The sequence below is a fragment of the Weizmannia sp. FSL K6-0777 genome (genome assembly GCF_038593185.1).
In the GTDB taxonomy this organism is placed as follows: Bacteria; Bacillota; Bacilli; order Bacillales; family Bacillaceae_C; genus Weizmannia; species Weizmannia faecalis.
On record NZ_CP151971.1, the window covers coordinates 2,185,267 to 2,207,754 of the forward strand.

Sequence of the window (22,488 nt, forward strand, 5' to 3'; positions counted from 1 at the left end):
ACGTAGACGAGCTCTATGTTAAGAAAGACCTTCATTTTTCCGTGCTTCCTTAACGTAGACGAGCTCTATGTTAAGGAAGACCTTCATTTTTGCGCGCTTTCTTAACTTAGACGCGCTCTACGTGAAGGAAGGCCTTCGTTTTTCCAAGCTTCCTTAACGTAGACACCCTCTATGTTAAGGAAGGCCTTCGTTTTTCCAAGCTTCCTTAACGTAGATGGGCTCTATGTTAAGAAAGGCCTTCGTTTTTCCGTGCTTCCTTAACGTAGACACGCTCTATGTTAAGGAAGACCTTCATTTTTGCGCGCTTCCTTAACGTAAATTTACACAATAACCTGGACTTGACTCGTAGACGCACTCTATATAAAGGAAGATCGTCAATTTCCACCGCTTCCTTCACATAGACAGCGCTTTGATTTTTGCACTAAAAAAGAAGAGGCCTTTAAGCCTCTTCTTTTTTCTTGGGATTAGCCCCGTAGTACTGCGCCTGCTTTTTCTTTTACGGCGGCAAGTACTTTCTCATGCTGGGCGACGACTTCTTCATCTGTTAATGTGCGTTCCGGATCGAAATAAGTAAGCGAGAAGGCAATTGATTTTTTGTCGGGTTCCATATGCTCGCCTTCGTATAAATCAAAAATCGAAACGGATTTCAAAAGGGTTCCGCCGGCCTCCTGAATGATTGCCTGCAGCCGGGCTGCTTCCACATCGCGGTCGACAACAAGCGCAATATCGCGGGTGATAGCCGGGAAGCGCGGGATCGGCCGGTATTGAACCGGTTCGGCCGGGTAATGGTATACCGGCTCCAGTTTCAGTTCGAACACGTATGTTTCTTTGATATCGAGTTCTTTTTGTACGTTTGGATGCACCTGGCCGACAAAACCGATCGCTTCCCCGTCAAGTAAAATTTCCGCTGTCCTTCCCGGATGCAGCCCTTCAAATGTTGCCGCGTGGTAGGAAATAGCGCCGGAAACTCCGAGTTTTTCAAACAGGCCTTCCAAAATCCCTTTTGCCACAAAGAAATCTACTGCTTTCTTTTCTCCTTGCCACAAGTTGGAAACCCAAAGCCCGGTGATGGCGCCGGCGAGGTGTTCCTGTTCTTCCGGCTGCGCTCCGTCTGCCTTTTTCAAAAAGACATTGCCAACTTCATACAGGGCAACCGACTCGTTTTTACGTGCGACATTATACGCGACGGATTCCAAAAGATGCGGCAAAAGGCTTAAGCGCAGCACACTGCGTTCTTCGCTCATGGGCATGGCAACGCGGACTGGTTCGCGTTTTTCAAGCGCGTACTGGTGTGCTTTTTCTTCGCTTGTTAAAGAATATGTGGTTGCCTGGTACAGCCCCGTTCCTTCAAGAAAACGTTTCGTGGCGCGGCGTTTTTGCTGAATGACGTTCAAGCCGCCCCGCGTTCCCCTGCCCGCCGGCAATGTTTTTGGCAGCAGGTCATAACCGTACAGGCGCGCCACTTCTTCAATCAGATCTTCCTCAATCGTAATATCGCCGCGGCGGGTTGGCACAATCACTGTAAAACGGCCGTCTTCCCATGATGCTTCAAACTGGAGACGTTTAAAAATACGGAGCACTTCTTCCGCTGAAATTTGCGTTCCGAGCACACGGTTGATTTTTTCCAGCGTAATGGTGACAACAGCCGGCTCAATATGCAAATGATTTTCGGCAACCATTCCGGCAAGCACTTCTCCACCCGCATATTTGGCAATCAGCATTGCGGCCCGTTCTGCTGCGGGCACAACGCGGTTCGGATCAATCCCTCTTTCATAACGGCTGCTTGCCTCGCTGCGCAGGCCGTGGTCTTTTGAAGCCGTCCGAATTGTTCCGGCGTCAAAATAGGCGGATTCCAAAAGTACGTTTGTCGTCGTTTCGGATACTTCCGAATTGGCGCCGCCCATGACACCGGCCATTGCGACAGGTTCAGTGCCGTTCGTAATGACAAGATGGACATCTTTTAACGTGCGCTCCTGGTCATCGAGCGTGACCATTTTTTCCCCTTCACGCGCCATGCGGACGACAATTTCTTTGGAACCGAGCTTGTCATAGTCAAACGCATGGAGTGGCTGGCCGTATTCGAGCAAAATATAGTTCGTAATGTCGACCACATTGTTGTGCGGGCGGATTCCTTCTGCCATGAGCCGCGCCTGCATCCAGAGCGGGGACGGGCCGATTTTCACGTTGCGGATGACTTTTAATGTGTAAAGCGGCGCTGCTTCTTTTGCCTCGACACGGACCGAAATGGCATCAGCAGCTTTATCGGATGCTTCCTGCACTTTTGTTTCCGGCAATTTCACGTCTTTTCCAAGGATCGCTGCTACTTCGTAGGCAACGCCAAGCATGCTCATGCAGTCCGCCCGGTTCGGAGTAAGCCCCAGTTCAATAATCGTATCATCCAATCCTAAAAGTGGCAGCACATCCTTCCCCACTTCCACATCATCCGGGAACACATAAATGCCGTTTGCATACTCTTTTTGGACGAGCTTGCTTTCAACACCGAGTTCCTGCAGTGAGCAGATCATCCCGTTCGACTCCTCGCCGCGCAGTTTCGAGCGTTTGATTTTTACATGCCCCGGCAGCCAGGCGCCCGGTTTGGCAACGGCAACTTTCTGCCCTTTATCGACGTTTGGCGCGCCGCAAATAATTTGGACAGGCTCACCTTCCCCGATATCAACCAGGCATTTGTTTAATTTATCGGCGTTCGGATGCTTTTCTTTTTCCAAAACATGCCCGACAACGACATTTTTAATGCCTTCCCCCTTAAATGCCACGCTTTCGACTTCAATCCCGGTCCGCGTAATTTTTTCAGCCAGTTCTTCCGGCGAAATGCCGTCCAAATCTACATATTCCTGCAGCCATTTATATGAAACAAACATGTTTGACCCTCCTTATTCTTGTACGGAAAACTGCCGTAAAAAACGAATGTCATTTGTATAAAAGTGGCGGATGTCATCAACGCCGTATTTCAGCATCGCAATCCGCTCCGGCCCCATGCCAAATGCAAAACCGGTATATTTTTCCGGATCAAAGCCGGACATCCGTAATACGCGCGGGTGGACCATGCCGGCGCCCAAAATTTCAATCCAGCCGGTGCCTTTGCATACATGGCAACCGTGCCCACCGCACATTTTGCATGAAATATCCATTTCAACACTCGGTTCAGTGAACGGGAAAAAGCTCGGGCGCAGCCGGATTTCACGGTCTTCACCGAATAATTTTTTCGCAAACACTTCCAACGTCCCTTTTAAATCGGCCATCGTAATGTTTTCGTCAACAACGAGCCCTTCAATCTGCATAAACTGGTGGGAATGGGTCGCATCATCATTGTCGCGGCGGTATACTTTCCCTGGGCAGATGATTTTGACTGGCCCTTTGCCGTGATGTTTTTCCATTGTCCGCGCTTGGTTTGGTGAAGTATGGGTCCTGAGCAAAATGTCATCGGTTATGTAAAAGGTATCCTGCATATCGCGTGCCGGATGCCCTTTCGGCAGGTTCAGCGCTTCAAAATTGTAGTAATCGGTTTCCACTTCCGGCCCCTCGGCAATCGTATAGCCCATCCCGATAAACAAGTCTTCAATTTCCTCAATGACTTTTGTAAGCGGATGGTGGCTGCCTGCTTTTACCGGGCGGCCCGGCAGCGTGACATCAATTTTTTCAGATGCCAATTGTCGCTCGACGGCTTCCGCTTCCAATGCCGCCTGCTTTTTTTCGATACCTGTTTGAATGGCGGCACGCACTTCATTGGCGAGCGCGCCCATTTTCGGCCGTTCTTCTGCTGACAGCTTTCCCATGCCGCGCAAAACTTCCGTAATCGGGCCTTTTTTGCCGAGATAGGCGACACGGATCTCGTTCAGCGTTTTTAAATCAGCAGCCGCACCAATTTTGGCAAGCGCTTCGGTTTGCAGTGCTTTCAACGTTTCTTCCATTTTCTTGTACCTCCTTTAAGTTTTGGGCGTTAAAAAAGCCCCGTCCTGGAAAAGGGACGAGGCAATGGTTCGCGGTACCACCCTAATTAACATAATTAAATTATGTTCGCTTCATTTCAATAACGGCTTTTAACCGTCCCGCCTTTACATTGCAGGCAATGGTCCAAGCGGCAACTCGAGGGGTGAACTTCGCTTCATTTCCCCATAAAAATGCTTCCAGTCTACGGCATTTTCTCCCTGCATGGCGAAGATCAAGCTACTTTTCCCTGTCATGGTTTTTATCATTTTTCAATTATGTTTTATTATAGCGGGAAATGCCCGCAATTTCAAACGGAAAGTGACCTCTCTCTAGATGTTTATCTTAGAGGATAAAGTGCCTTCCCATTTTAGTCACAGGCGCGGCCGTTTTCACGCGAATTTTTTCGCAATAAATGAACGTGTTGAGGGTCACCTTTTTATTCTGGTCAAGCAGTGCAGCCGCTCTCATGAAAACGCCCTCCCCCGTTCCTTATTGGCACCCATGCTGAAAAATTGTCCCAGCTGTTTTTCATCATTCTGCCGCTGCTTCACCTCATGCATTTTATAGGTCTGCTTTTTTGCCTCAAACATGGATACATTCACTTTTTCCGCCGAAATTACGACCGCATCGCAAAGTCATACATTAAAATGCCGGCTGCCACCGCAACATTTAGCGACTCGCTTTTGCCGAAAATCGGGATGGACAAATTTTGTTCCGTTTGCGCAAGCAAGTCAGGGTGTACGCCGCTTCCTTCATTGCCAACAAGGATCGCAAAGGCATCACCTGGATTTACTTCGCGAAACGTTACGCCGTTTTCAAGCGCTGTTCCGTAAACCGGCACTGCCGCTTCGTTCAGTTTTTCAATCCACATGTTTAAATCGCCTTTTAAAAGCCCGACGTGGAGATGGCTTCCTTGTGCCGCACGCAACACTTTCGGGCTGTACGGATCCGCCGTGCCCTTGCCGAAAATAACGGCATCAAACCCGGCTGCGTCCGCCGTCCGGATCATCGTTCCTGTATTGCCGGGATCCTGCACGGCATCAATTAAAAGATAACGCCTGCCGATGATTTTGGACGGCTGTTTTTTCATCCGGCACACGGCAAAAATGCCTTGCGTCGTTTCTGTATCGGCAAGCGTTTTGCTGATTTCATGCGTGACAGTGGTTACCGGCACCCCTTCCGTATTCCAGCGGTTTGGCAGGTCCACGCCTTCTTCAACAATAATTTCTGTCACTACTTCTTCTTTCAGCGCTTCTTCGACGAGATGGAACCCTTCCAGCAAATAAGTAAATGTTTTTTCGCGTTCTTTTTTCGCGGTGAGTTTTTTCCAATGCTTTACTTGCGGATTTTGCAAGGATTGTATGTATTTCAACGTGTTTGCTCCCTTTTCGTTAAGTTTTCCTTGGAATAGTATACATAAAAATTGTGGCCATGTGAAATGCTAGCAGTGAAAGTGATCAAAGGAGCTGAACCGAAATGGATTTGGACTTGCGGAAAGCAGTCATTCACAATGTAAAAGAGGACACGCAAGATCAGTTAAAAGATACGATTGTCGATGCCATTCAAAGGGGCGAAGAAAAAATGCTCCCGGGGCTCGGCGTCCTCTTTGAAGTCATTTGGAACCATGCGGATACACAGGAACAAAAAATGATGCTGGAAACGCTCGAGCAGGGGCTGAGCCAGGCGTAACAAGGGAGCGGAAAAAGCCGCTCCTTCTATATGTGCACCGGCTCTTCCAATCCGTTTACAGTTGCAATGAATGACGGCAAATTTCTTTTATGCCAGCCGTAACCGATTAGCACTTTGTTTAATCGGAAAACAGCCGTACCATCCGAAGTCCCAACATACAGTCTGTGGTAAGTAAGCTTCGGAACAGTTTTCATGCTTGTGATCTTTTCTCCCGGAATAAATGCCGTTTCGTCCGGTAACATATTGCCCGTAATATTATTGATTGGAATGACGGTCAGCCCTTGTTCACTATAGCTGATCACATTATACTTTGTCCCCAGTGCTCCCGCCGGCCCTCTCAGCAAATAATCCGAAAACGATGGCAAAATGATCCCGCAAACCGTACACTTCTCCGCTGTTTTATCATATCTGCCAGCCTCTGTTAAAAAAGCAACAAAATCCTTTTCTTTCAACTCAACTTTCGCAGAGTGAAATTGGCAAATAAGCTTTGATATAACTAGGTAGGCCAGAGATCCACTGTTCCAGTTGACTTTGAATTAACTTTTTAAATCTTTTATTGGTCTGTTTTAGTGCGTCTTGAAGAAGCTCGATTAACTGCTGCAATGCAACAGCCCAATCAAGTTCATTTACTTCGTCGCAAAGTTCATAAAACAGCCTGCCTATTGTTCTTTGATCGGTGTTGCAGCGGTTTTGCCACGATAGCACGATAAAACGTGCAAATACAATAGTGGTATGGCTGATTAACCCATCATACGAGCGACTTTGGAGCTCTTTTTCAAGTTTTAAAAGCGATTTTGTCGTCTTAAAGAACACTTCAATATCCCAACGCATCCCATAGATTCGAACAATTTCCTGTTCGGAAAGGGTGCAGTCCGTACTGAGGAGGGCAAGCCATTCACTTTTCTTGTTTCTGTTTTGAACGAATATAACTTTTACAGGAGTTCCATTCGCCATAACGGTACGGATAGAGCGAAGGATACCCTTCTTCGACTGTAGGGGTTGAGCCAGGCGATAGAGCTGCTTTAACGAAACCAGCTTTCCGTCAACGTTATATCGTTGTTTTGTTTCCTTGACCATGCCAATCACGTCTAAACCTTGTTCCACAATGGCTTTGACAAGTGGAGGCAAAGTAAACCAAGAATCCATTAGAACATAGCTTGCATTTATTCCACTGGCAAGCGCTCGTTTGAGCATACTAGGGATCTGTTCGGGTTCTGACTGTAAAGCATTTTTACGGCGTTTATACCCACAGGTACGTTTATCAATTTGTTCAGAGATTCCATTAATCTGAGCCTTCTTGGAACTGAGTAAAGAGAAGTCAATGGGCATGAAGGTGTAGCCGTCCGACCAGCCTAAAGTTAACATGCGAAATCCTTTATAAAAACGCATTTTAAGAGAAGCGTGGTCAAAGCAACGAGCCAGCAGTTCTACTTTTTGACTACGATTTCGATAAAACGATGAGTCATCAACAATGAAGACTTTAGGACGACTTTTGTCAGTAAGGCGTTCTACTTTGCGAATAGTAAATGTGCTCAAAAGAAGTAAAAACTGCCGCCAGTTGAACGTCGATTGGTTTAAGAAACGATACACGGCATCCTTGGCTGGGAATTGATCTGCTTTCTTTGACTCAAGAAGAGAAAACCAATTCTTGTGTTGGAAAATCAAGCAGAAAACAAGTTGAAACAAATAAGAACAACTAAAACCAAAGGATTTTTTTATGCCAGCATGGCGTAAGTGCTTCTTCATTTCAAGCTCAGAAAAAACAGAATCAAGTTCTTTTGGTAGTTGATTGTATTGGCAATTTTGGTCTATCATGTAGAGGACACCTCTTCTATGTGGTAGTGATTTTTTGTCAATCTCACTATACCAAGGAACGAGGTGTTTTTCATTTTATATTCATTTTGTCAAACAACATAATGGATAGACTTAAAGTTCAATACAGCCAACGATTAGCACTTATTTTATTGGTGCGAAAGTTGAGTTTCAACATGAAAAATTCCTCCCTCTATAAATGTTGATGTATCAACGGTTTAAGCCGTTAGTGGGGTGTCAAAAAAATATTTTTTGGCACGCTTCCTAACAAAATTTTTATATTATGTGAAACTATTCCAACATACGGGTACGCTACGCGGTCACTACTGGATAATAATGGGAAGTAGTGATAGGAAATTATACGATGCACAATGGATCTCTGCGTAACTTATGATGACGTACCCTCCCATGTCTCTGGGCATCTGTGTGCCTACATTCCTTCGTTCGGTCTAGTCATAAGGCAGAGGCTAGCGAAGCTCCTTTAGGGACCCGAGGTCGAATGGAAAAAATAGTGCCAGCTTCTCCGTGTCATCCTGTTGTCTAGCTCTTACTAAGGATGTGAGGCCTTATTCAGCCTCTGCGAGACCAGGAATATCCCTCATCATTCGCTGTGCGTCGAACGGTTTGTGCTTCGTGCTAATTCCGTGTAACACTTTTAATAGCTTACCGCATAGAACCACAATGGATTGTTTCTTGCGTAACGGATTAACCTGACGGTTTGTGTAGTATTCATGTAGCTTTCTAAAGGCTTCATTATGGCGAATCATCGGCATCATTACCCGGAAAAGGAGGGCACGCAGTTTTCTTCTGCCTCTTTTGGAGATGCGTTTTTGCCCTTTGTGCAGACCGGAGGAGTTTTCACGTAACGTTAATCCCGCGAGTTTAATTAATTGGCGTGGATCTTGATAATGTGAAAAGCTTCCGATTCCAGCTAATAAGTCGACAATCGTTGTATCTCCAAGCCCTGGTACCGTTGATAGCCATTCGTACTCTGCAGATATTTTTACAAGTTCAATTAACTGCCCTGTAATACTTTCGATATCTTGTTCTAGCTGATGGTAACGGCGGACAAGTGTGGCAATTTCAATACGGGCCATCTCAAGTCCTTCTGTTACTCCGATAGAGCCAGCCGCGACTTCAATAAGACGGACTGTTTTTGGTCTTTGAGGGGATTTTAGCCCCTCAACCTTACGAAAAAGGGATAGAACTTCATCGGGCTGTTTCTGGTAAAGATCACTTGGAAATGGTGTGCATTCAAGTGCAGCTAAAGCCATCTTCCCAAAAGACGGAAACACCTGTACAAACTCTGGGAAATAGCGATCTAACCAACGAATAATCATGTTTTTGACAGCCCCTAATTCCTCTGTCAATTTACTTCTGAACGTCGACCCAACGCGAAGTTCGGCTTCCATGCCTTTTAAGATACGTGGGTAACTGAAACGTCCATCCTTAACTAAACGGGCAATAACCAATGCATCTTTGCGGTCATGCTTGGTTGGCAAATTGTCGTCCAACTCCTTTGATCGCTTTACATGCATAGGGTTTACCATGACCAAGGGAATACCCCTTTCCTCAAGAAAGTAGGCCAAATTGAGCCAGTAATGCCCTGTGGGTTCAATTCCCACAATGACTTCCGATTTCTCGTGTTCTTTCATTGCGGCTAAAACGCGCTGATAGAACAGTTCAAATCCATTTCCTGCTTGGGGCACAGAAAATGATTTTTGGAGCACTCGCCCACGGTCATCTACAATGCAAGCGTAGTGTGTACGCTTGGCAATATCAATTCCCACTACAAGTGTTTGTTCGGTGACTTGATTAATTTTCTAATTTTGTTTAAAATCCATTATGGAGTCCTCCTTGGTTACAAATTAGGGGTCATTCGTTGTGAGATGACACCCCGCATCATACCAGGAGGGCTCTTTTTGTTCAAGTCTCCGAAAGTCCTTCTAACAGGAATGCTCCTTATAAATCAGTTCCCTTTATAAGAATTATAAAACTTGAGTGAGAGAACTTTTTGTTAAACATAGAGGAAATAATAGCATCGTTTAGGAACCTTGAGTTAACAGATGATCTCTTATAACCTTTACAAGCATTTGCCAGCACTATAAACAATAAGGTTTTACCCTCTCACCCCTGATGATTCCTGCTAAATTCAGCATTGGTATTCCTGTGCGAAGAACTACCCGTTAAACTCCTGTCCCCGGCTTCCATGAGCTTCTTCATCGCCCTGTCACATCGCGGCGGCTTTCTTCAACGAGTTGGAGGGCTTTTCGGTCGAATGCATGGAGTTTTTCATTCCACTCGTCTGCAAATTTCCGTGAAGCTTCCGCGCTTTCATATAGCGGTCCAAGTCAGGAACGGGAATGGATACTAATCTAGGGCTGCCTGCCTTGTTTGGCTTTCCTCAAGTTCCATCTTTGCCATTTTGCGGATGAGATCACCTTTTTCCACTATCCGCTCCCCTTTCACAGTAAAACATTTCCACCGCCGGCGCGCAAACCGGCGGTGTTTCCGTGTTAAGCCGTTTTTCTTCTTTTCTTCCTTACCGTGAGTTTTCTCAAATAATAAGTGAGCACAACAAATGCGGACATGATGCCTGTATATGTGAGAAGGACAGTCAAGACATTCGCGCTGCCACCATCATGATCCCCTCCTCCCCTGCGGTCACCGTCTGCAAAATCTGGCTTCTTTTCATTTGCAAAAGCCGGTTTCTGCCCGTTCGTGAAATCCAGCCTTTGCCCGTTTGTAAAATCCGATTTTTGGCCGCTTTTGCCATTAAAATCGTGATGCCCTTCCATTTCACTGTTGCCCGTGCTTCCGCCAAAAATAGAGGCGGCGCTTGCCATGCGGTTCAGGAACCCTGTTTGTATGATTTCGCAGGAGCTGAACACAAGAATCAGGGTAGCGGCGACTTTTGCAACATAACCTGCCCATTTGTTTTTCGCCTTGAAATGGACCATCCTTTTAAATACATTGACCACCCAGTGCCAATGCAGCCCGACATGCACGCCAACAAGAATCAGCACAAGGAAAGAAACGGAAATATGTGTTGTTTTGAACCAGCCTTCATTTCCAAGGTTGATGTTCGGAAAAACAACGCGTGAAATAATGATGCCGCTGATAATAATGAAACACATGGAAATCAGCAGCAACAGATTGAGCGCGTAACTCCCGCGCGCTTTCCACGGTAACCTTTTGTCAAACATTTTCAGCGTAACATTTTTTACCCAGTTTAAATTCAGGCAGACATGCGTCAAAAACACGACGCCGAACACAAGCCCTGCAATTTCATGGTACGCAAGTCCGCCTAAAACATTTTTGTTAAAGAACAAAACAAACATGATTGCCATGAACAAATCAATGGCAAATTTAGCATAATTTTTTTCATCTTCAGCTCCACCCCGGCACATTTGATATCAAAAATATAGTGCCATATTCTTAAATTCAACTTAAAAACATAATTTTTTGCAAAACAACCTTTGACAAAGTATGTGTCAAGTTTTTCTCGATAGTATTTAAATATCGGGTTTTCAAGACACTCTTTTTTGTACACTTTTCGGCTACCGCGCTTCGCTTGCTCTCCTGGATAAGTGGCAATAATTTTCCAAATTAATGCCACTTATCTAGGCTGAAATTAATACCCAAGAATTTTGCTTAAATGCCCCATTGCAGATGAATGGCTTGTATATAAAGCGACAGATCCATGTTTCACCCCGATTGACGGACGTACTGGCTGTTTAATTAGCTCTGATAACCTTATTGCTTGTTTTAATTCCCTTTGTTTTTTCCCACTTCTTGTACGGTGTTTCAAATAAGCTTCCCTCAATGTCTGGTTAAGAATCCCTTGTTTAATTTTCACCATGGCTTCTGCGCCTTTTTTGCTCCAATGCATGCCCCTTTTCTTCATTCTGAATGAGATATGCCTTTGGTTTGATTCCATCGCCCCTAGGCCTCTTGCACCTTCTGGCACGTTTTCAACCTTGTCTCTCCAGTCAAAAATGCGTTCCCAATTTTTCAAGATATACGAACGGAATTCCTTGATTTTCTTAAGGCTCTTTTCATCAGTCAATGTGCTCTCATACGTATCCAAATATAACGTGAATCGGTCACAGTCACGCGTTTTAATTGCTTTTCTAGTTTGCTCTTTAATCTCGCTTTTTCCGCCCCCAAATGTCCTTACAATGGCTTGTGCAACGTGGTAGGTATCCAGCTGGTTGAGCACCGGATATTCCGACTGTGAGAATGCTGTTTGAAACCGTTCAGCTGTGTACCCCGCACCTCCATCACTATTTGTAATGACACGAGCTTTTTCTAGGGAATAGGTGTTGGCTGCTACAGCTTGGACTTCATCCCAAAATGTCTGGATGGATTTCGTCGTCATGATAACAACGGGATGGTGTAGAGAGACTCTTTTGCCATTGGTTTCCCATCCTTCATAGAGAATGGCGTGGTGGACTTCCAAACCCTGTTTCTTTTCTAGTCCCCGGACGAATATACCATCAGCTTCGGAAAACAGGTAATCTACCTTCTTTCCCTCAGGTAGTGAATCAGCTATTTCTAGCTCTTCTACAAGTGCCTTGTCGGCTTCAGCTTGCGTTTTCCCTACGTGTTTCACCATGTTCCCTACAGTTGTGTGACTCAGACTTATTGCTGTCCATTCTTTTAAAATATCAGCTACCTCCCGATAGGTGTTCTCACTTGCCAACTCTGCCACCTTTAACTCCACTAACGGGCTGTATCGTTGGTATGGTAAAAGCCCTAACCATTCATCCAGAGGATAATGTGAATTCCCTTTCTGGTCATGCATTAGTGAACGTTTAAAGGTCACATTTCCAAATAAAAACTGAATGCTTCTGTTATCACTCCGGCAGTACTCCCAGCCATCCTCCAGCTTTTTCTGCTTAATTGTTTTATCTAACGTCTCAAATATTTCCCCAACCCATTGCGTAAAGGCATTCTGGATCAGAATTTTAACTTGTTCTTCAAATTCAATAAGACTTTTTGTATCCTTTAATAATCTAGCAATTATTGATATAATATCCATAGGAAGACCTCTTTCTAAATGTATTCGCCCACAAGCGTACATTTAAATGATAGAGCGTCTTCCCATTTTTTTCCACTCATCTGCCCTTCGAGTAAAATTTTACACATACTTTGACAAAACGTATACAACTGTATACAATTACTTGTGTATACAACTGTATACAGAAAGGAGCACATATATGAGATCATCAATTGGACCGGGAGGAAAATTTGAAGGGCCTTGCCATCCGGGTGAAGAGGAACATGGCAGAAGAAAACACCATCATCACGGTGCGAAAACATTCCGCCGTGGAAGGGCAATCGAGTTTCTAAACAGGCTGAACATCAAGCGGAACACATTGAAAGAGCAGCTTGCAACACCGGAACTGCAATCCATTAACCCGGTGATTGTCGGCGAGTTAAAGGCAATCGAAATGGTCATCAACGAATTTACAGAGCTGTTTGAAATCCGCGAAGAGGAAATCAGAGAGAAAGCAGCCGGCGCGGAAGAAAAATCAGATAACGAAGAAAAACCGGACAAAGAAGAAAAAGAGGGGTGAACAAGGTTTTATGTTTGTACAATTACGAAGAATGACGGTAGCAAAAGGACATGCAGATCAGGTTATCGAACGATTCAGTAAACCGGGAATCATCGAACAACAGGAAGGCTTTGTTGATATAAAAATCATGCAGAAAAAACAAGGGCGCGGCGAAGAAGAAGTGATTGTCATGATCACATGGGAATCAGAAACGCACTGGAAACAGTGGGAAAAGAGCGATGTCCATATCGCAGGACATAGGGCAAACCGCGGCAAGTCAAAACCGGACTATATGCTCAATATGGAACTCGGCATGTATGAAGTGAAAGCGGTGAAAAAAGCAGCAGGAAAAGCAGAAATTTCCGAGTGAAAAACTCGAGCGAAAAGGGAAGGCCGGCTGTAAGCCCTTTTAATAAAAAGCTGGCGAACCAATTCTAATCAGAGCCCCAAGTAGCCGAACGGAGAAAAAATGAGACTGAACGCCAAATAGATAGGCCGACCCGCATTTTGTCCTTCATTAATCTGATGAAGGACATTTTGCTAGTTGCCGCACCAGCATTTTGTCTTTCATCCACCCGGTGAAGAACATTTAGAAGATCGCAGCCTCTCGAACTGTCTTTCATCCACCCGCTGAAAGACAGTTCAAGAATCCTGGCCGACCATTTTGTCTTTCATCTCCCTGAAAGAAGATATTTCACAGTCCCCGCTGTTTTTTTGCAATACCTTTACGCACAATTGCGTGCAACATAGTTGGCGCATGCAAAACCCGTGGCGAAACCGCACACGGGCTTTTGAACAACAGATTTATTGCACGCTAGAACTATATCCCCCGGGACTTTGCTGCTTTCTCCCAGCTATAGTAAACCCCTAAACTCACCACACCTAAAACGAGCGGCAACCACCACGGATAAGAAAAGGACGGGCCGATTTTCGGCATGAATTTATCCAGCAAAATAACGCCGCCCAGAAAAACAAAGATTACGGCATCTATTTTCAAAAAAGTTAGGATTTGCACCTTTTTTGTCTTTTCCTTAAACAAACTCTTTTTCAAGATACGAAAGATATACCAAATGGCAAAGATCACGTATAGCCCGGCAATGAAAAAGTTCAGGGCCGCGGGTACAGGATAAAACGGCGGCAAAGGTCTGGAAAAGAACCGTTCAACAACAAAAGCAGTAATGCCATTAATGACCAAATCAATCCCCAAAAGCAAGATCATTATCCTGATTGTAAAAGAAACCATATTGCGTTTGTTTTCTTTCGGCAGCTGCCTGATGATTTCGTCGGCAAATGCTTTCGGGTCACCGCCGAACATTTGCGCAGCTGTCTTGTTTTCTTTTTGGCCTTCGAGCAGATGGTCAAGCAGTTCCATCAGCACTTCTTCTGTTTGCTGCTCGGACAAAACGGTTTGCAGGCGAAGGTAGTCAAGCATATCGTTGTAAAATTTTTTGTTCTCAGGTGCCAGTTCCTGCCGTTTACGGTTGTTTTCCTCAATCAACTGTTTTACACTAAGCATCCTCACTTCTTCCTTTCAATAAAAGATTTACAGGGGCTGCGATTCGCTGCCACTCTGCCGTAATCTCATCCAGCGCGGATTTTCCTTTTTCCGTCAATTCATAATATTTGCGGCTCGGCCCAGAATCGGATGGCTGCATCTCTCCATGGATCCAGCCGTTCTTTTGCAGGCGTAACAGAACCGGATAGAGCGTCCCCTCGCTAATTTCCTGGAGGCCTAATTGCTGAAGTTTTTTTGAAAGAATGTAGCCATAAACCGGTTCTTTTTCAATCACAGCCAGCACACAGCCGTCTAAAATGCCTTTCAGTAACTGGCTTCGAATGGACATCCCTCCACCCCCATTTCAACTACTTTGTTATGCAAGTTAGTTTATCAAAAAATGAACTACTTTGCAATGCAAAATAGAAAAAAACAATAATAAAATCCAGCGGCAGGCTAACCGCTGGAAAAATTTTATGATTGCTTTTTTCGCTTGGAAAAATAATGAAGGAAAAAGGACAGAATCATATAGGCTAAAATCAAAAATACGACATAATTGGCCCAAAAATTTTCAAGGTTCAACACATTCAGTGTGCTCAGCCCTTTCTGGATGCCCATTACAATGAGCACCGTCACCGCAAACATGAAAAATAATTGCACATAGCGTTTCATAGCCGTCCCTCCCAAATAAAGATAATCACTATGATTATCTTAAAAAACGGTCCGGCCGATGACTGTGATCTGGATCATAGCAAAGCCGGTTGTTTATGGCATTTATGTGAAAAATGTCGTACTCCGAAAAAGAACGGATGCTTTAAAAGATGGCGCCTGTTCCATGGTATAATCAATTGGGAAGAATCCTTCATTTATGGAAGAGGTTTTTAGAAAACCCTCTCTAAAAAACTAAGAAAACAGCATCCCTTTTCGGTGCTGTTTTGTGTGAAAGGACGATTATCAATGAAAAAAGAAAAAGCAGTCGTTGTTTTCAGCGGCGGCCAGGACAGCACCACCTGCCTTTTCTGGGCAAAGAAAAAGTTTCAGGAAGTGGAAGCCGTTACGTTCGATTACGGGCAGCGCCACCGTCTTGAAATAGAATGTGCAAAGAATATAGCGGAAGAGCTCGGGGTAAAGCAGCATATTCTGGATATGCAGCTGTTGAACCAACTCGCCCCGAACGCGCTGACGAGGGAAAGCATTACCGTGAAAGCAGGGGCAGACGGGGAGCTTCCGAATACGTTTGTGCCCGGGCGGAATTTGCTGTTTCTTTCTTTTGCCGGGGTGCTTGCCAGCCAAATCGGCGCAAGGCATATCGTAACCGGTGTGTGCGAAACGGACTTCAGCGGTTACCCGGACTGTCGCGATATTTTCATCAAATCTTTAAACGTCACCTTGAACCTTTCAATGGACCAGCAGTTTGTCATTCATACCCCGCTCATGTGGCGTAACAAAGCAGAAACATGGGCGCTCGCGGATGAACTCGGGGCATTTGATTTTGTCCGTGAAAAGACGCTGACCTGCTATAATGGCATCATCGCTGACGGCTGCGGGGAATGCCCGGCGTGCAAATTGCGCAAAAGAGGGCTGGAGCAATACCTGGCCATCCGGAACGGGCAGTCTGAATGACGATTTCGTTGGAATTGTGGTAAAATAATGAAAAAAGGAGGCGGGGGAATGGCTGAAATCAAAACAGTATCGATCATTGGGTTAGGCGCGCTCGGTATTTTATTCGGGCATCATTTATCGAAAAAAATGCCGGCGAAAAACTTGCGGATCATCGCTGACCAACAGCGCATTGAACGATATGAGCGGGAAGGCGTTTATTGTAACGGCGAAAAATGCCACTTTCATTATGTCACACCGGAAGAAACAGTGGAGCCGGCAGATTTGGTGCTATTTACGGTCAAATTCAACGGACTGGACGAGGCAGTTGAAGCAGTCAAACAACATGTCGGGCCGGATACGGTGATTTTGTCTGCCTTAAATGGGATCTCAAGCGAAGAAATCATTGGCCGTACATATGGAATGGACAAAATGTTATACTGTGTCGCCCAGGGGATGGATGCCGTCAAAACCGGAAACCAGCTGACATATGCGCATATGGGCATGCTTTGCTTCGGCGAAAAAGAGCCGGGCCTTTTTTCGGACAAAATGAAAAAAGTGGCCCGCTTCTTTGAGCAAACGGATTTGCCATACGAAGCCGATACCGAAATGATGAAAAGGCTTTGGGGCAAATTCATGCTCAATGTCGGCGTCAACCAGACCGTCGCCGTTTACAAAAGCAATTACGGCGAAATCCAAAAAGACGGCCCTGCACGCGAGATGATGATTGCCGCCATGCGGGAAGTTGAGGCATTGTCCGAAAAAGAAGGGTTTCCGCTTACGGAAGAAGATCTCCGTTACTGGCTGAAAGTGGTCGGAAACCTGAGCCCTGCCGGTAAGCCGTCAATGGCGCAGGATGTGGAGGCAAAACGGTACAGCGAAGTCGGCCTGTTTTCCGGAACCGTCATCAAACTCGGCAAAAAATACGGCGTTCAAGTTCCGGTTAACGAGGAACTGAACCGGCGCATCCGGGAAATCGAAAGCACTTATACCGCAGTACATTGACACGGATCACCAAAAAGGGGAGCTTTCAGGAAAGCTCCCTTTTTGGTATGGCATACAATTGCCTGCTGTTTGTAGATGGAGGCTAGGGAAGGCAGTCATAGAAGCGCCCTATATGAAGAAAGGAAACTTTTTTCTGCGTTTCCTTAACTTAGAGGTCCTCTATGTGAAGGAAGAGCCTCGTTTTTGCTTGCTTCCTTAACGTAGACGCGCTCTACGTGAAGATAGACCGTCTTTTTTCCGCGCTTCCTTAACATAGACACGCTCTATGTTAAGGAACAACCTCAATTTCCTTCGCTTCCTTAACGTAGACGCACTCTATGTGAAGATAGACCGACTTTTTTCCGCGCTTCCTTAACATAGACACGCTCTATGTTAAGGAACAACTTCAATTTCCTTCGCTTCCTTAACGTAGACGCACTCTATGTGAAGATAGACCGACTTTTTTCCGCGCTTCCTTAACATAGACACGCTCTATGTTAAGGAACAACTTCAATTTCCTTCGCTTCCTTAACATAGACGCGCTCTATGTAAAGAAAGGACTCATTTTTTCCACGCTTTCTTAACGTAGACGGGCTCTAGGTTAAAGAAGAGGACCATTTTCCTTCGCTTCCTTAACATAGACGCGCCCTATGTGAAGGAAGGCTGCCTTTTTTCCACGCTTCCTTAACGTAGACGCACTCTATGTGAAGAAAGACCCTCAATTTCCCCCGCTTCCTTTACGTAGATGCCCATGCCGCAAAGAACATGGCGTTAGCAGAAGGCAACGCGACTTGCCAGAATCACGCACGGCTACATGAAGGTTCCATAGATAATTGCCGTCTTCTTTCATTTCGTCGTCCTTGCTGCAAAGAACGCGGCACGGCAGAAGAATGAAGCGTGACTACTTTCGTCTGCTGATTGAATGCGTGAAACCTAAAGGGCAAGGCGTTTTGTATTTGCCTCGTGGACCATCCCGTTAAAACCGAAAATGTTTGGGCAAAATCGGTCCTTTATTTTTGATTACCATAAGGAAGACTGGTCAATACTTTAATCGGGGAACAAAAAACCGAGAACAATCATTGACCTTCGATTGCTTGTGGTTGTCACCAAGAACATCCGGAAACCGCCAGCTGGCTTGAATGGCACATAGCAACATAGCAAGCAGGAATTTTGACTTTCCGGAGTGGTTTTCTTATCATGATCTAGCATAAAATATAAATGGAAGCAGGTCGATAGAATGACAAAAGTTGGAATTTTGCTTGGTTCTTTGCGGAAAGCATCTTTTTCAAGAAAACTTGCGGAAAATGTAGCAAACCTTTTTCCTGAAGGGTATGAAACGGAATTTGTCGAGATTGGAAAGCTCCCTTTATACAATCAGGATTTTGATGACCATAACCAGGTTCCGGCCGAGTATACGACATTCCGGGATACAGTAAAAGGGCTCGATGCGGTGCTGTTTGTAACACCGGAATACAACCGCTCCATCCCGGCTGTATTAAAAAATGCAATCGATGTTGGTTCGCGCCCGTACGGCCAAAGTGTATGGGATGGGAAACCGGCGGCGATTATCAGCCAATCCCCTGGAAACTTAAGCGGGTTTGGTGCCAACCATCATCTGCGCCAGTCGCTTGTTTGTCTGAACATGCCAATCCTCCAGCAGCCTGAAGCTTATATCGGCAATGTTACTGCACTGTTTGATGAAAACGGAAAAATTGTGAATGAAGGCACAGTCCGGTTCCTGCAATCATTTACAGATGCATTTGTTGATTTAATTAAAAAATACAAAGGCTGATGTACCCATCGGAAGCTGAAAAACAGCGGGATCCCTTTTCCAAAAGGGTTCCCGCTGTTTTTCGCCATTGGGCCTTTCCTTGATTGTTTAAAAGCAGGGGAAAATTTTACTTTATTTTATTTTCCCCATTAAAATTTTTCTCCTTTTGCCGATCAATTTATTAGGGATTCCGCAAGCAACAAAAAGATTAAATCTTTTTTAAGTCTTTTTTTCTACACTACATACAGATTTAAATGATGGAGGATCGTTATGTTAAAGAATGTTAAAAAGATTTCATTCAAGATCATTATGCTCTCAGTGCTCAACTCTGTGATTGTGATTGCCATTAATATTGGGGCATCGGTTTACGGAAATATCGGCAAGGGAAACAGCGGCACCGGAAACCACGTGCCCCCGGCCGGAATCGCAATCATACCGACAAATGTTTTAATCGGTCTTTTCATTTCCCTTATCATCGGTATCATTCTTTCATACATACTGGGTAGGGTAATCTCAAAACCGATCCTGCAAACGGCCGAACTGGCAGAACAGACAGCGGCACTTGATTTACGGGAAGAAAATGGGTCTTTCGATAAAATTCAGTCTTTTCAGGATGAAACGGGCAAGCTTGCCAGGGCGCTCAGGCAAACGAGAATCTCTTTAAAAGAAGTGGCCAAACGGTTGAAGGAATTTTCATCAAAGGTCGCTACCCATACGGATACCCTCTCAAAAAGAACGGAAGAAAGTTTTCAATCTATCAATCAAGTAGCCTCTTCCATTGATGAATTTGCGCAAGGGAACAGCCAGCTGTCGGAAACCGTCCATGACATCAATAAAACTTTAAACGAGGTGATCAATCTCATTGAAACCATTACGCAGGAAGCTGCCAACGGGGCAGAACATGCAGCTGCTTCGCTTGACGCCGTAAAAGAAGGGCAGAATACGATTGACCATCAGTTCAAAAAAATAGATCAAAATATTGAAATCACAGCGACGGCAAACGAGTCTATTACAGAACTGAGCGGGATGATCGACCAGGTCCAGGCATTTGTCAATGTCATCACTTCCATTGCAGAACAGACGAACCTGCTTGCATTGAATGCTTCCATTGAGGCGAGCCGGGCCGGGGATGCCGGAAGAGGTTTTGCGGTTGTTGCCGGCGAAATTCGCAAACTGGCGGAAGGATCATCAAAAGCAGCCCGGGAAATTAAAGACCTGATCGCCACGACAACGAAAAAGTCGAATGCAGCTGTTGAAAATATTAGCAAAGCAAACGCCTTTATACATGAACAAAAAGATGCGTTCCACAAAACGGAAGCTGCTTTTCATCAGATTCAACATACTTACAGCAACATTGTTGGCAGTTTTCAGCATACCGCAGAAGGGATTGAAACGATCAACGAAAAATCAAAACAAATTTCGAAGCGGATTCAGGAGATAACTTCTACAGTTGAAAATTTTGCGGCAAGTTCCGAAGAGATGTCTGCTTCCGGCCAGGAACAGCGGGCCTTTACAGAGATTATTTCACAATCAGCGAAAGAATTGCAAGAGCTGGCTGGCAAGCTGGATACCGAAATGAATAAATTTAAAGTCAGCTGACGATAAACAGGCAGTGTGATCAACATGCAAGATGTGACCACACTGCCTGTTTTGATGTTCATATTTGAATGGGAATGGATCAAATCCGGCAAAAATCAGGAATGTTCCCGCTTGGGGTACCCGCAAGTCCGGCAGCGGGCGCTTTTAGAATCATGCTTCATGCATTCTGACAATGATTTTTCCTCGTACGTGGCGGCCTTTTAAGGTTTTCAAACCGGCCGGCAGTTCCTCACGCGGGAGCACTTGGTTGACCATCGGATTCAGCGTCCCTTTTTTCACACGCTGCATCAATTCATCCGCCATAAAAGCCAGGTTTTGCTTTGCCCGGACGGAGCCGCTCGCATGGGCTGCACCGAGGGCGACTTCATGAATCGATGGCGCAAGCGTGAACGGCTTTATGCCGGATAAGTCCGGGGCGCCTGCAATATATGCGAGCTGGCCGGAAAAAGCGAGCCGCTTCAAATCTTCGGTCGCTTCGGCGGAACTGACAGTGTTCAATATCAGGTCCATCCCTTCCCCGTCCGTCTCTTCCATGATTCTTTTTGTGACATCTTCTGTATGATAGTCTATCGCTGTATCTGCACCGAGCGATTTGACCCATTCGTGATTGGCGGCGGAAGCGGTGGTGAATACTTTTAACCCGAGTTCTTTCGCGAGCTGAATGGCAAATCCGCCAACTCCGCCGGCGCCGGCATGGATCAAAATCGTTTGCTTGTCAGTATGGTTTAATTTTTGCACCACTGCCTGATATGCGGTCATCCCGGCACAAAGCACAGCTACCGCTTCGTCATAAGAAACGCCATCAGGGATTTTTGCGGCTGCATTTGCATCAATGGCCGCAAATTGTGCAAATGCCCCTTTCCGGTTCAAATCGGTGTGGCATGCTATCCGGTCACCTGTTTTAAAACCAGACGGATCCGGGCCAACTTCAACAACTTCCCCCGCAAGATCGACACCGGTTATATGCGGATACACCCAGTTCGGATTGCCGGATTCAATCAATTGGTAGTCAACCGGGTTTAAAGCGGTGCTCATCACTTTCACAACAAGCTGTCCTTCACCTGCACGGGGATCCGGCACTTCTCCCCATGTGAGGTCGTCAATGCTTGCAGGTTTCCCGATAAGCCATCCTTTCAATTTCCGGTTCCTCCTTAATAAGCGCCTTCTGAATATGTCAATTCATAACTGTGGCTGTAAATTTCCACTAAGTTGCCGAACAGATCTTCGCAGTAAACCATCCAGTAAGGCTTTTTCCCCGGATAATATTCACGGATCGGCATCCGTTGTTTACCCCCGTGCGCTTTTATTTTTTCCACGAGGCCTTCTACATCCGGATCCTGGACGGCATAATGGAAAATGCCCGTTTTCCAGTACTCGAAGTTATTGTCAGGTGTTTCATTGTTTTTGAACTCAAACATTTCAACACCTGTTCCGTCGCCCATTGCCAAGTGTGCGATGCGGAACGACCCCCAGCCAGAGCCGAAAACATCTTTGCACATGATGCCAATGGCGCTGTCGTCTTCTTTAATTTCAGATGGTTCCATGATCACGTACCAGCCCATCACCTCGGTATAAAATTGAACGGCTTTGTCCAAATCAGGAACGGAAAGGCCGATATGTGAAAAAGATCGTGGATACGTCATTTTTTTATCACTCTTTTTTTGGTTACTATACTAGTATAGTATGCGACAATCCATTTTAAAAATGAGACGCATTTTTTCTTGATCCTGTTCTTGAACATTTACGCAGGCCCATTTTCATTCTTTTACCGGTTCCAATCCGTTTAGAAATGGCTCGGTCCATGTCCTCTCCCGCAGCCTATTCTGTGGACCCGAATTCGCCTTTCCCTCTTTTGGGTTCAGCTAACCGTTTCCAGGGCGCGATCGTCATTTGGGCAATTCGTAACCCTTTTTCCACTTTGAACGGATTCCCCATCCTCAACCTATCTTGAACAGCTAGCCGGCAAATCTGCAAACGCTCCTGAAAACATCTGTAGGGACGTTTTTTGCCTGTTGGAAAGCAAGTTTGAT

21 protein-coding genes and 1 other annotated feature are annotated in these 22,488 nt (G+C 45.4%); of the genes, 7 read left to right on the forward strand and 14 right to left on the reverse strand.

Annotation, left to right across the window (positions count from 1 at the left end):
- Positions 1-464: 464 nt before the first annotated feature.
- From pheT to NST70_RS10490, 4 genes are all read right to left on the reverse strand, one after another.
- Positions 465-2,879 (reverse strand): phenylalanine--tRNA ligase subunit beta, encoded by a 2,415-nt coding sequence (gene pheT, locus NST70_RS10475; RefSeq protein WP_342474998.1) that lies wholly within the window; start codon positions 2,877-2,879, stop codon positions 465-467.
- Positions 2,880-2,891: 12 nt separating this feature from the next.
- A complete protein-coding gene (gene pheS / locus NST70_RS10480) occupies positions 2,892-3,929 on the reverse strand; it encodes a phenylalanine--tRNA ligase subunit alpha (protein WP_014097797.1) in 1,038 nt (345 codons plus the stop codon).
- A 49-nt stretch (positions 3,930-3,978) separates the two neighbouring features.
- Positions 3,979-4,211 (reverse strand) — a binding site (T-box leader).
- A gap of 79 nt (positions 4,212-4,290) precedes the next feature.
- Positions 4,291-4,416, reverse strand: a complete 126-nt coding sequence (locus tag NST70_RS10485) for a hypothetical protein (protein WP_014097796.1) — start codon at positions 4,414-4,416, stop codon at positions 4,291-4,293.
- 148 nt (positions 4,417-4,564) lie between these two features.
- On the reverse strand, positions 4,565-5,320 hold the full coding sequence (locus NST70_RS10490) for an RNA methyltransferase (protein ID WP_014097795.1): 756 nt from the start codon (positions 5,318-5,320) through the stop codon (positions 4,565-4,567).
- Positions 5,321-5,424: 104 nt separating this feature from the next.
- Between NST70_RS10490 and sspI the strand changes: the two genes are divergently transcribed.
- The gene (gene sspI, locus NST70_RS10495) at positions 5,425-5,637 is read left to right on the forward strand and encodes a small acid-soluble spore protein SspI (protein WP_014097794.1); all 213 of its coding nucleotides are present in this window, start codon (positions 5,425-5,427) and stop codon (positions 5,635-5,637) included.
- 26 nt (positions 5,638-5,663) lie between these two features.
- Here sspI and NST70_RS10500 read toward each other — a convergent pair whose 3' ends face one another.
- The 5 genes from NST70_RS10500 to NST70_RS10520 form a co-directional block, all read right to left on the reverse strand.
- Positions 5,664-6,089, reverse strand: a complete 426-nt coding sequence (locus NST70_RS10500; protein WP_100228781.1) for a hypothetical protein — start codon at positions 6,087-6,089, stop codon at positions 5,664-5,666.
- Position 6,090: 1 nt separating this feature from the next.
- A complete protein-coding gene (locus NST70_RS10505) occupies positions 6,091-7,452 on the reverse strand; it encodes a transposase (protein WP_014097792.1) in 1,362 nt (453 codons plus the stop codon).
- 563 nt (positions 7,453-8,015) lie between these two features.
- Positions 8,016-9,269: an IS110 family transposase gene (locus NST70_RS10510; RefSeq protein ID WP_230951706.1), complete on the reverse strand. Its 1,254-nt coding sequence runs from the start codon at positions 9,267-9,269 to the stop codon at positions 8,016-8,018.
- 696 nt (positions 9,270-9,965) lie between these two features.
- A complete protein-coding gene (locus NST70_RS10515; protein WP_230090463.1) occupies positions 9,966-10,799 on the reverse strand; it encodes a cytochrome b/b6 domain-containing protein in 834 nt (277 codons plus the stop codon).
- A gap of 284 nt (positions 10,800-11,083) precedes the next feature.
- Entirely contained in the window at positions 11,084-12,493 is a 1,410-nt protein-coding gene (locus NST70_RS10520; protein WP_342474934.1) for an ISLre2 family transposase, read from the reverse strand.
- Between the two features lie 178 nt (positions 12,494-12,671).
- Between NST70_RS10520 and NST70_RS10525 the strand changes: the two genes are divergently transcribed.
- Together NST70_RS10525 and NST70_RS10530 are read left to right on the forward strand one after the other, a co-directional pair.
- On the forward strand, positions 12,672-13,031 hold the full coding sequence (locus tag NST70_RS10525; protein WP_014097789.1) for a hypothetical protein: 360 nt from the start codon (positions 12,672-12,674) through the stop codon (positions 13,029-13,031).
- A 10-nt stretch (positions 13,032-13,041) separates the two neighbouring features.
- Positions 13,042-13,380: an antibiotic biosynthesis monooxygenase gene (locus NST70_RS10530; RefSeq protein ID WP_014097788.1), complete on the forward strand. Its 339-nt coding sequence runs from the start codon at positions 13,042-13,044 to the stop codon at positions 13,378-13,380.
- A gap of 450 nt (positions 13,381-13,830) precedes the next feature.
- Here the strand turns inward: NST70_RS10530 and NST70_RS10535 are convergent, their stop codons facing one another.
- The 3 genes from NST70_RS10535 to NST70_RS10545 form a co-directional block, all read right to left on the reverse strand.
- Entirely contained in the window at positions 13,831-14,526 is a 696-nt protein-coding gene (locus NST70_RS10535) for a DUF1129 family protein (RefSeq protein ID WP_014097787.1), read from the reverse strand.
- On the reverse strand, positions 14,519-14,854 hold the full coding sequence (locus NST70_RS10540; protein ID WP_014097786.1) for a PadR family transcriptional regulator: 336 nt from the start codon (positions 14,852-14,854) through the stop codon (positions 14,519-14,521). The genes NST70_RS10535 and NST70_RS10540 overlap by 8 nt, the downstream gene beginning before the upstream one ends.
- 125 nt (positions 14,855-14,979) lie before the next feature.
- Positions 14,980-15,177, reverse strand: coding sequence for a hypothetical protein (locus NST70_RS10545; protein ID WP_013859890.1), 198 nt, complete (start codon positions 15,175-15,177; stop codon positions 14,980-14,982).
- A 267-nt stretch (positions 15,178-15,444) separates the two neighbouring features.
- Here NST70_RS10545 and queC point away from each other — a divergent pair, with 267 nt between their 5' ends.
- The 4 genes from queC to NST70_RS10565 all read left to right on the forward strand — a co-directional run bounded on the left by queC (position 15,445) and on the right by NST70_RS10565 (position 20,458).
- On the forward strand, positions 15,445-16,128 hold the full coding sequence (gene queC / locus NST70_RS10550; protein ID WP_225620899.1) for a 7-cyano-7-deazaguanine synthase QueC: 684 nt from the start codon (positions 15,445-15,447) through the stop codon (positions 16,126-16,128).
- A 48-nt stretch (positions 16,129-16,176) separates the two neighbouring features.
- Positions 16,177-17,109 (forward strand): 2-dehydropantoate 2-reductase, encoded by a 933-nt coding sequence (locus NST70_RS10555; RefSeq protein WP_014097784.1) that lies wholly within the window; start codon positions 16,177-16,179, stop codon positions 17,107-17,109.
- A 1,216-nt stretch (positions 17,110-18,325) separates the two neighbouring features.
- A complete protein-coding gene (locus NST70_RS10560) occupies positions 18,326-18,880 on the forward strand; it encodes an NAD(P)H-dependent oxidoreductase (protein WP_026683623.1) in 555 nt (184 codons plus the stop codon).
- A 249-nt stretch (positions 18,881-19,129) separates the two neighbouring features.
- Positions 19,130-20,458 (forward strand): methyl-accepting chemotaxis protein, encoded by a 1,329-nt coding sequence (locus NST70_RS10565; RefSeq protein WP_035188377.1) that lies wholly within the window; start codon positions 19,130-19,132, stop codon positions 20,456-20,458.
- A gap of 150 nt (positions 20,459-20,608) precedes the next feature.
- Here the strand turns inward: NST70_RS10565 and NST70_RS10570 are convergent, their stop codons facing one another.
- Entirely contained in the window at positions 20,609-21,595 is a 987-nt protein-coding gene (locus tag NST70_RS10570) for a zinc-binding dehydrogenase (RefSeq protein WP_342475005.1), read from the reverse strand.
- A 14-nt stretch (positions 21,596-21,609) separates the two neighbouring features.
- A complete protein-coding gene (locus tag NST70_RS10575) occupies positions 21,610-22,101 on the reverse strand; it encodes a lactoylglutathione lyase family protein (RefSeq protein WP_035188383.1) in 492 nt (163 codons plus the stop codon).
- Between the last annotated feature and the right edge of the window lie 387 nt (positions 22,102-22,488).

Excerpts from the sequence above, each read along its gene's own strand:
- pheT (WP_342474998.1), bottom strand. The coding sequence starts at position 2,879 with ATGTTTGTTTCATATAAATGGCTGCAGGAATATGTAGATTTGGACGGC.
- pheS (WP_014097797.1), bottom strand. The coding sequence starts at position 3,929 with ATGGAAGAAACGTTGAAAGCACTGCAAACCGAAGCGCTTGCCAAAATT.
- NST70_RS10485 (WP_014097796.1), bottom strand. The coding sequence starts at position 4,416 with ATGAGAGCGGCTGCACTGCTTGACCAGAATAAAAAGGTGACCCTCAAC.
- sspI (WP_014097794.1), top strand. The coding sequence starts at position 5,425 with ATGGATTTGGACTTGCGGAAAGCAGTCATTCACAATGTAAAAGAGGAC.
- NST70_RS10505 (WP_014097792.1), bottom strand. The coding sequence starts at position 7,452 with ATGATAGACCAAAATTGCCAATACAATCAACTACCAAAAGAACTTGAT.
- NST70_RS10515 (WP_230090463.1), bottom strand. The coding sequence starts at position 10,799 with ATGGCAATCATGTTTGTTTTGTTCTTTAACAAAAATGTTTTAGGCGGA.
- NST70_RS10520 (WP_342474934.1), bottom strand. The coding sequence starts at position 12,493 with ATGGATATTATATCAATAATTGCTAGATTATTAAAGGATACAAAAAGT.
- NST70_RS10525 (WP_014097789.1), top strand. The coding sequence starts at position 12,672 with ATGAGATCATCAATTGGACCGGGAGGAAAATTTGAAGGGCCTTGCCAT.
- NST70_RS10530 (WP_014097788.1), top strand. The coding sequence starts at position 13,042 with ATGTTTGTACAATTACGAAGAATGACGGTAGCAAAAGGACATGCAGAT.
- NST70_RS10535 (WP_014097787.1), bottom strand. The coding sequence starts at position 14,526 with ATGCTTAGTGTAAAACAGTTGATTGAGGAAAACAACCGTAAACGGCAG.
- NST70_RS10540 (WP_014097786.1), bottom strand. The coding sequence starts at position 14,854 with ATGTCCATTCGAAGCCAGTTACTGAAAGGCATTTTAGACGGCTGTGTG.
- NST70_RS10545 (WP_013859890.1), bottom strand. The coding sequence starts at position 15,177 with ATGAAACGCTATGTGCAATTATTTTTCATGTTTGCGGTGACGGTGCTC.
- NST70_RS10555 (WP_014097784.1), top strand. The coding sequence starts at position 16,177 with ATGGCTGAAATCAAAACAGTATCGATCATTGGGTTAGGCGCGCTCGGT.
- NST70_RS10560 (WP_026683623.1), top strand. The coding sequence starts at position 18,326 with ATGACAAAAGTTGGAATTTTGCTTGGTTCTTTGCGGAAAGCATCTTTT.
- NST70_RS10565 (WP_035188377.1), top strand. The coding sequence starts at position 19,130 with ATGTTAAAGAATGTTAAAAAGATTTCATTCAAGATCATTATGCTCTCA.
- NST70_RS10575 (WP_035188383.1), bottom strand. The coding sequence starts at position 22,101 with ATGACGTATCCACGATCTTTTTCACATATCGGCCTTTCCGTTCCTGAT.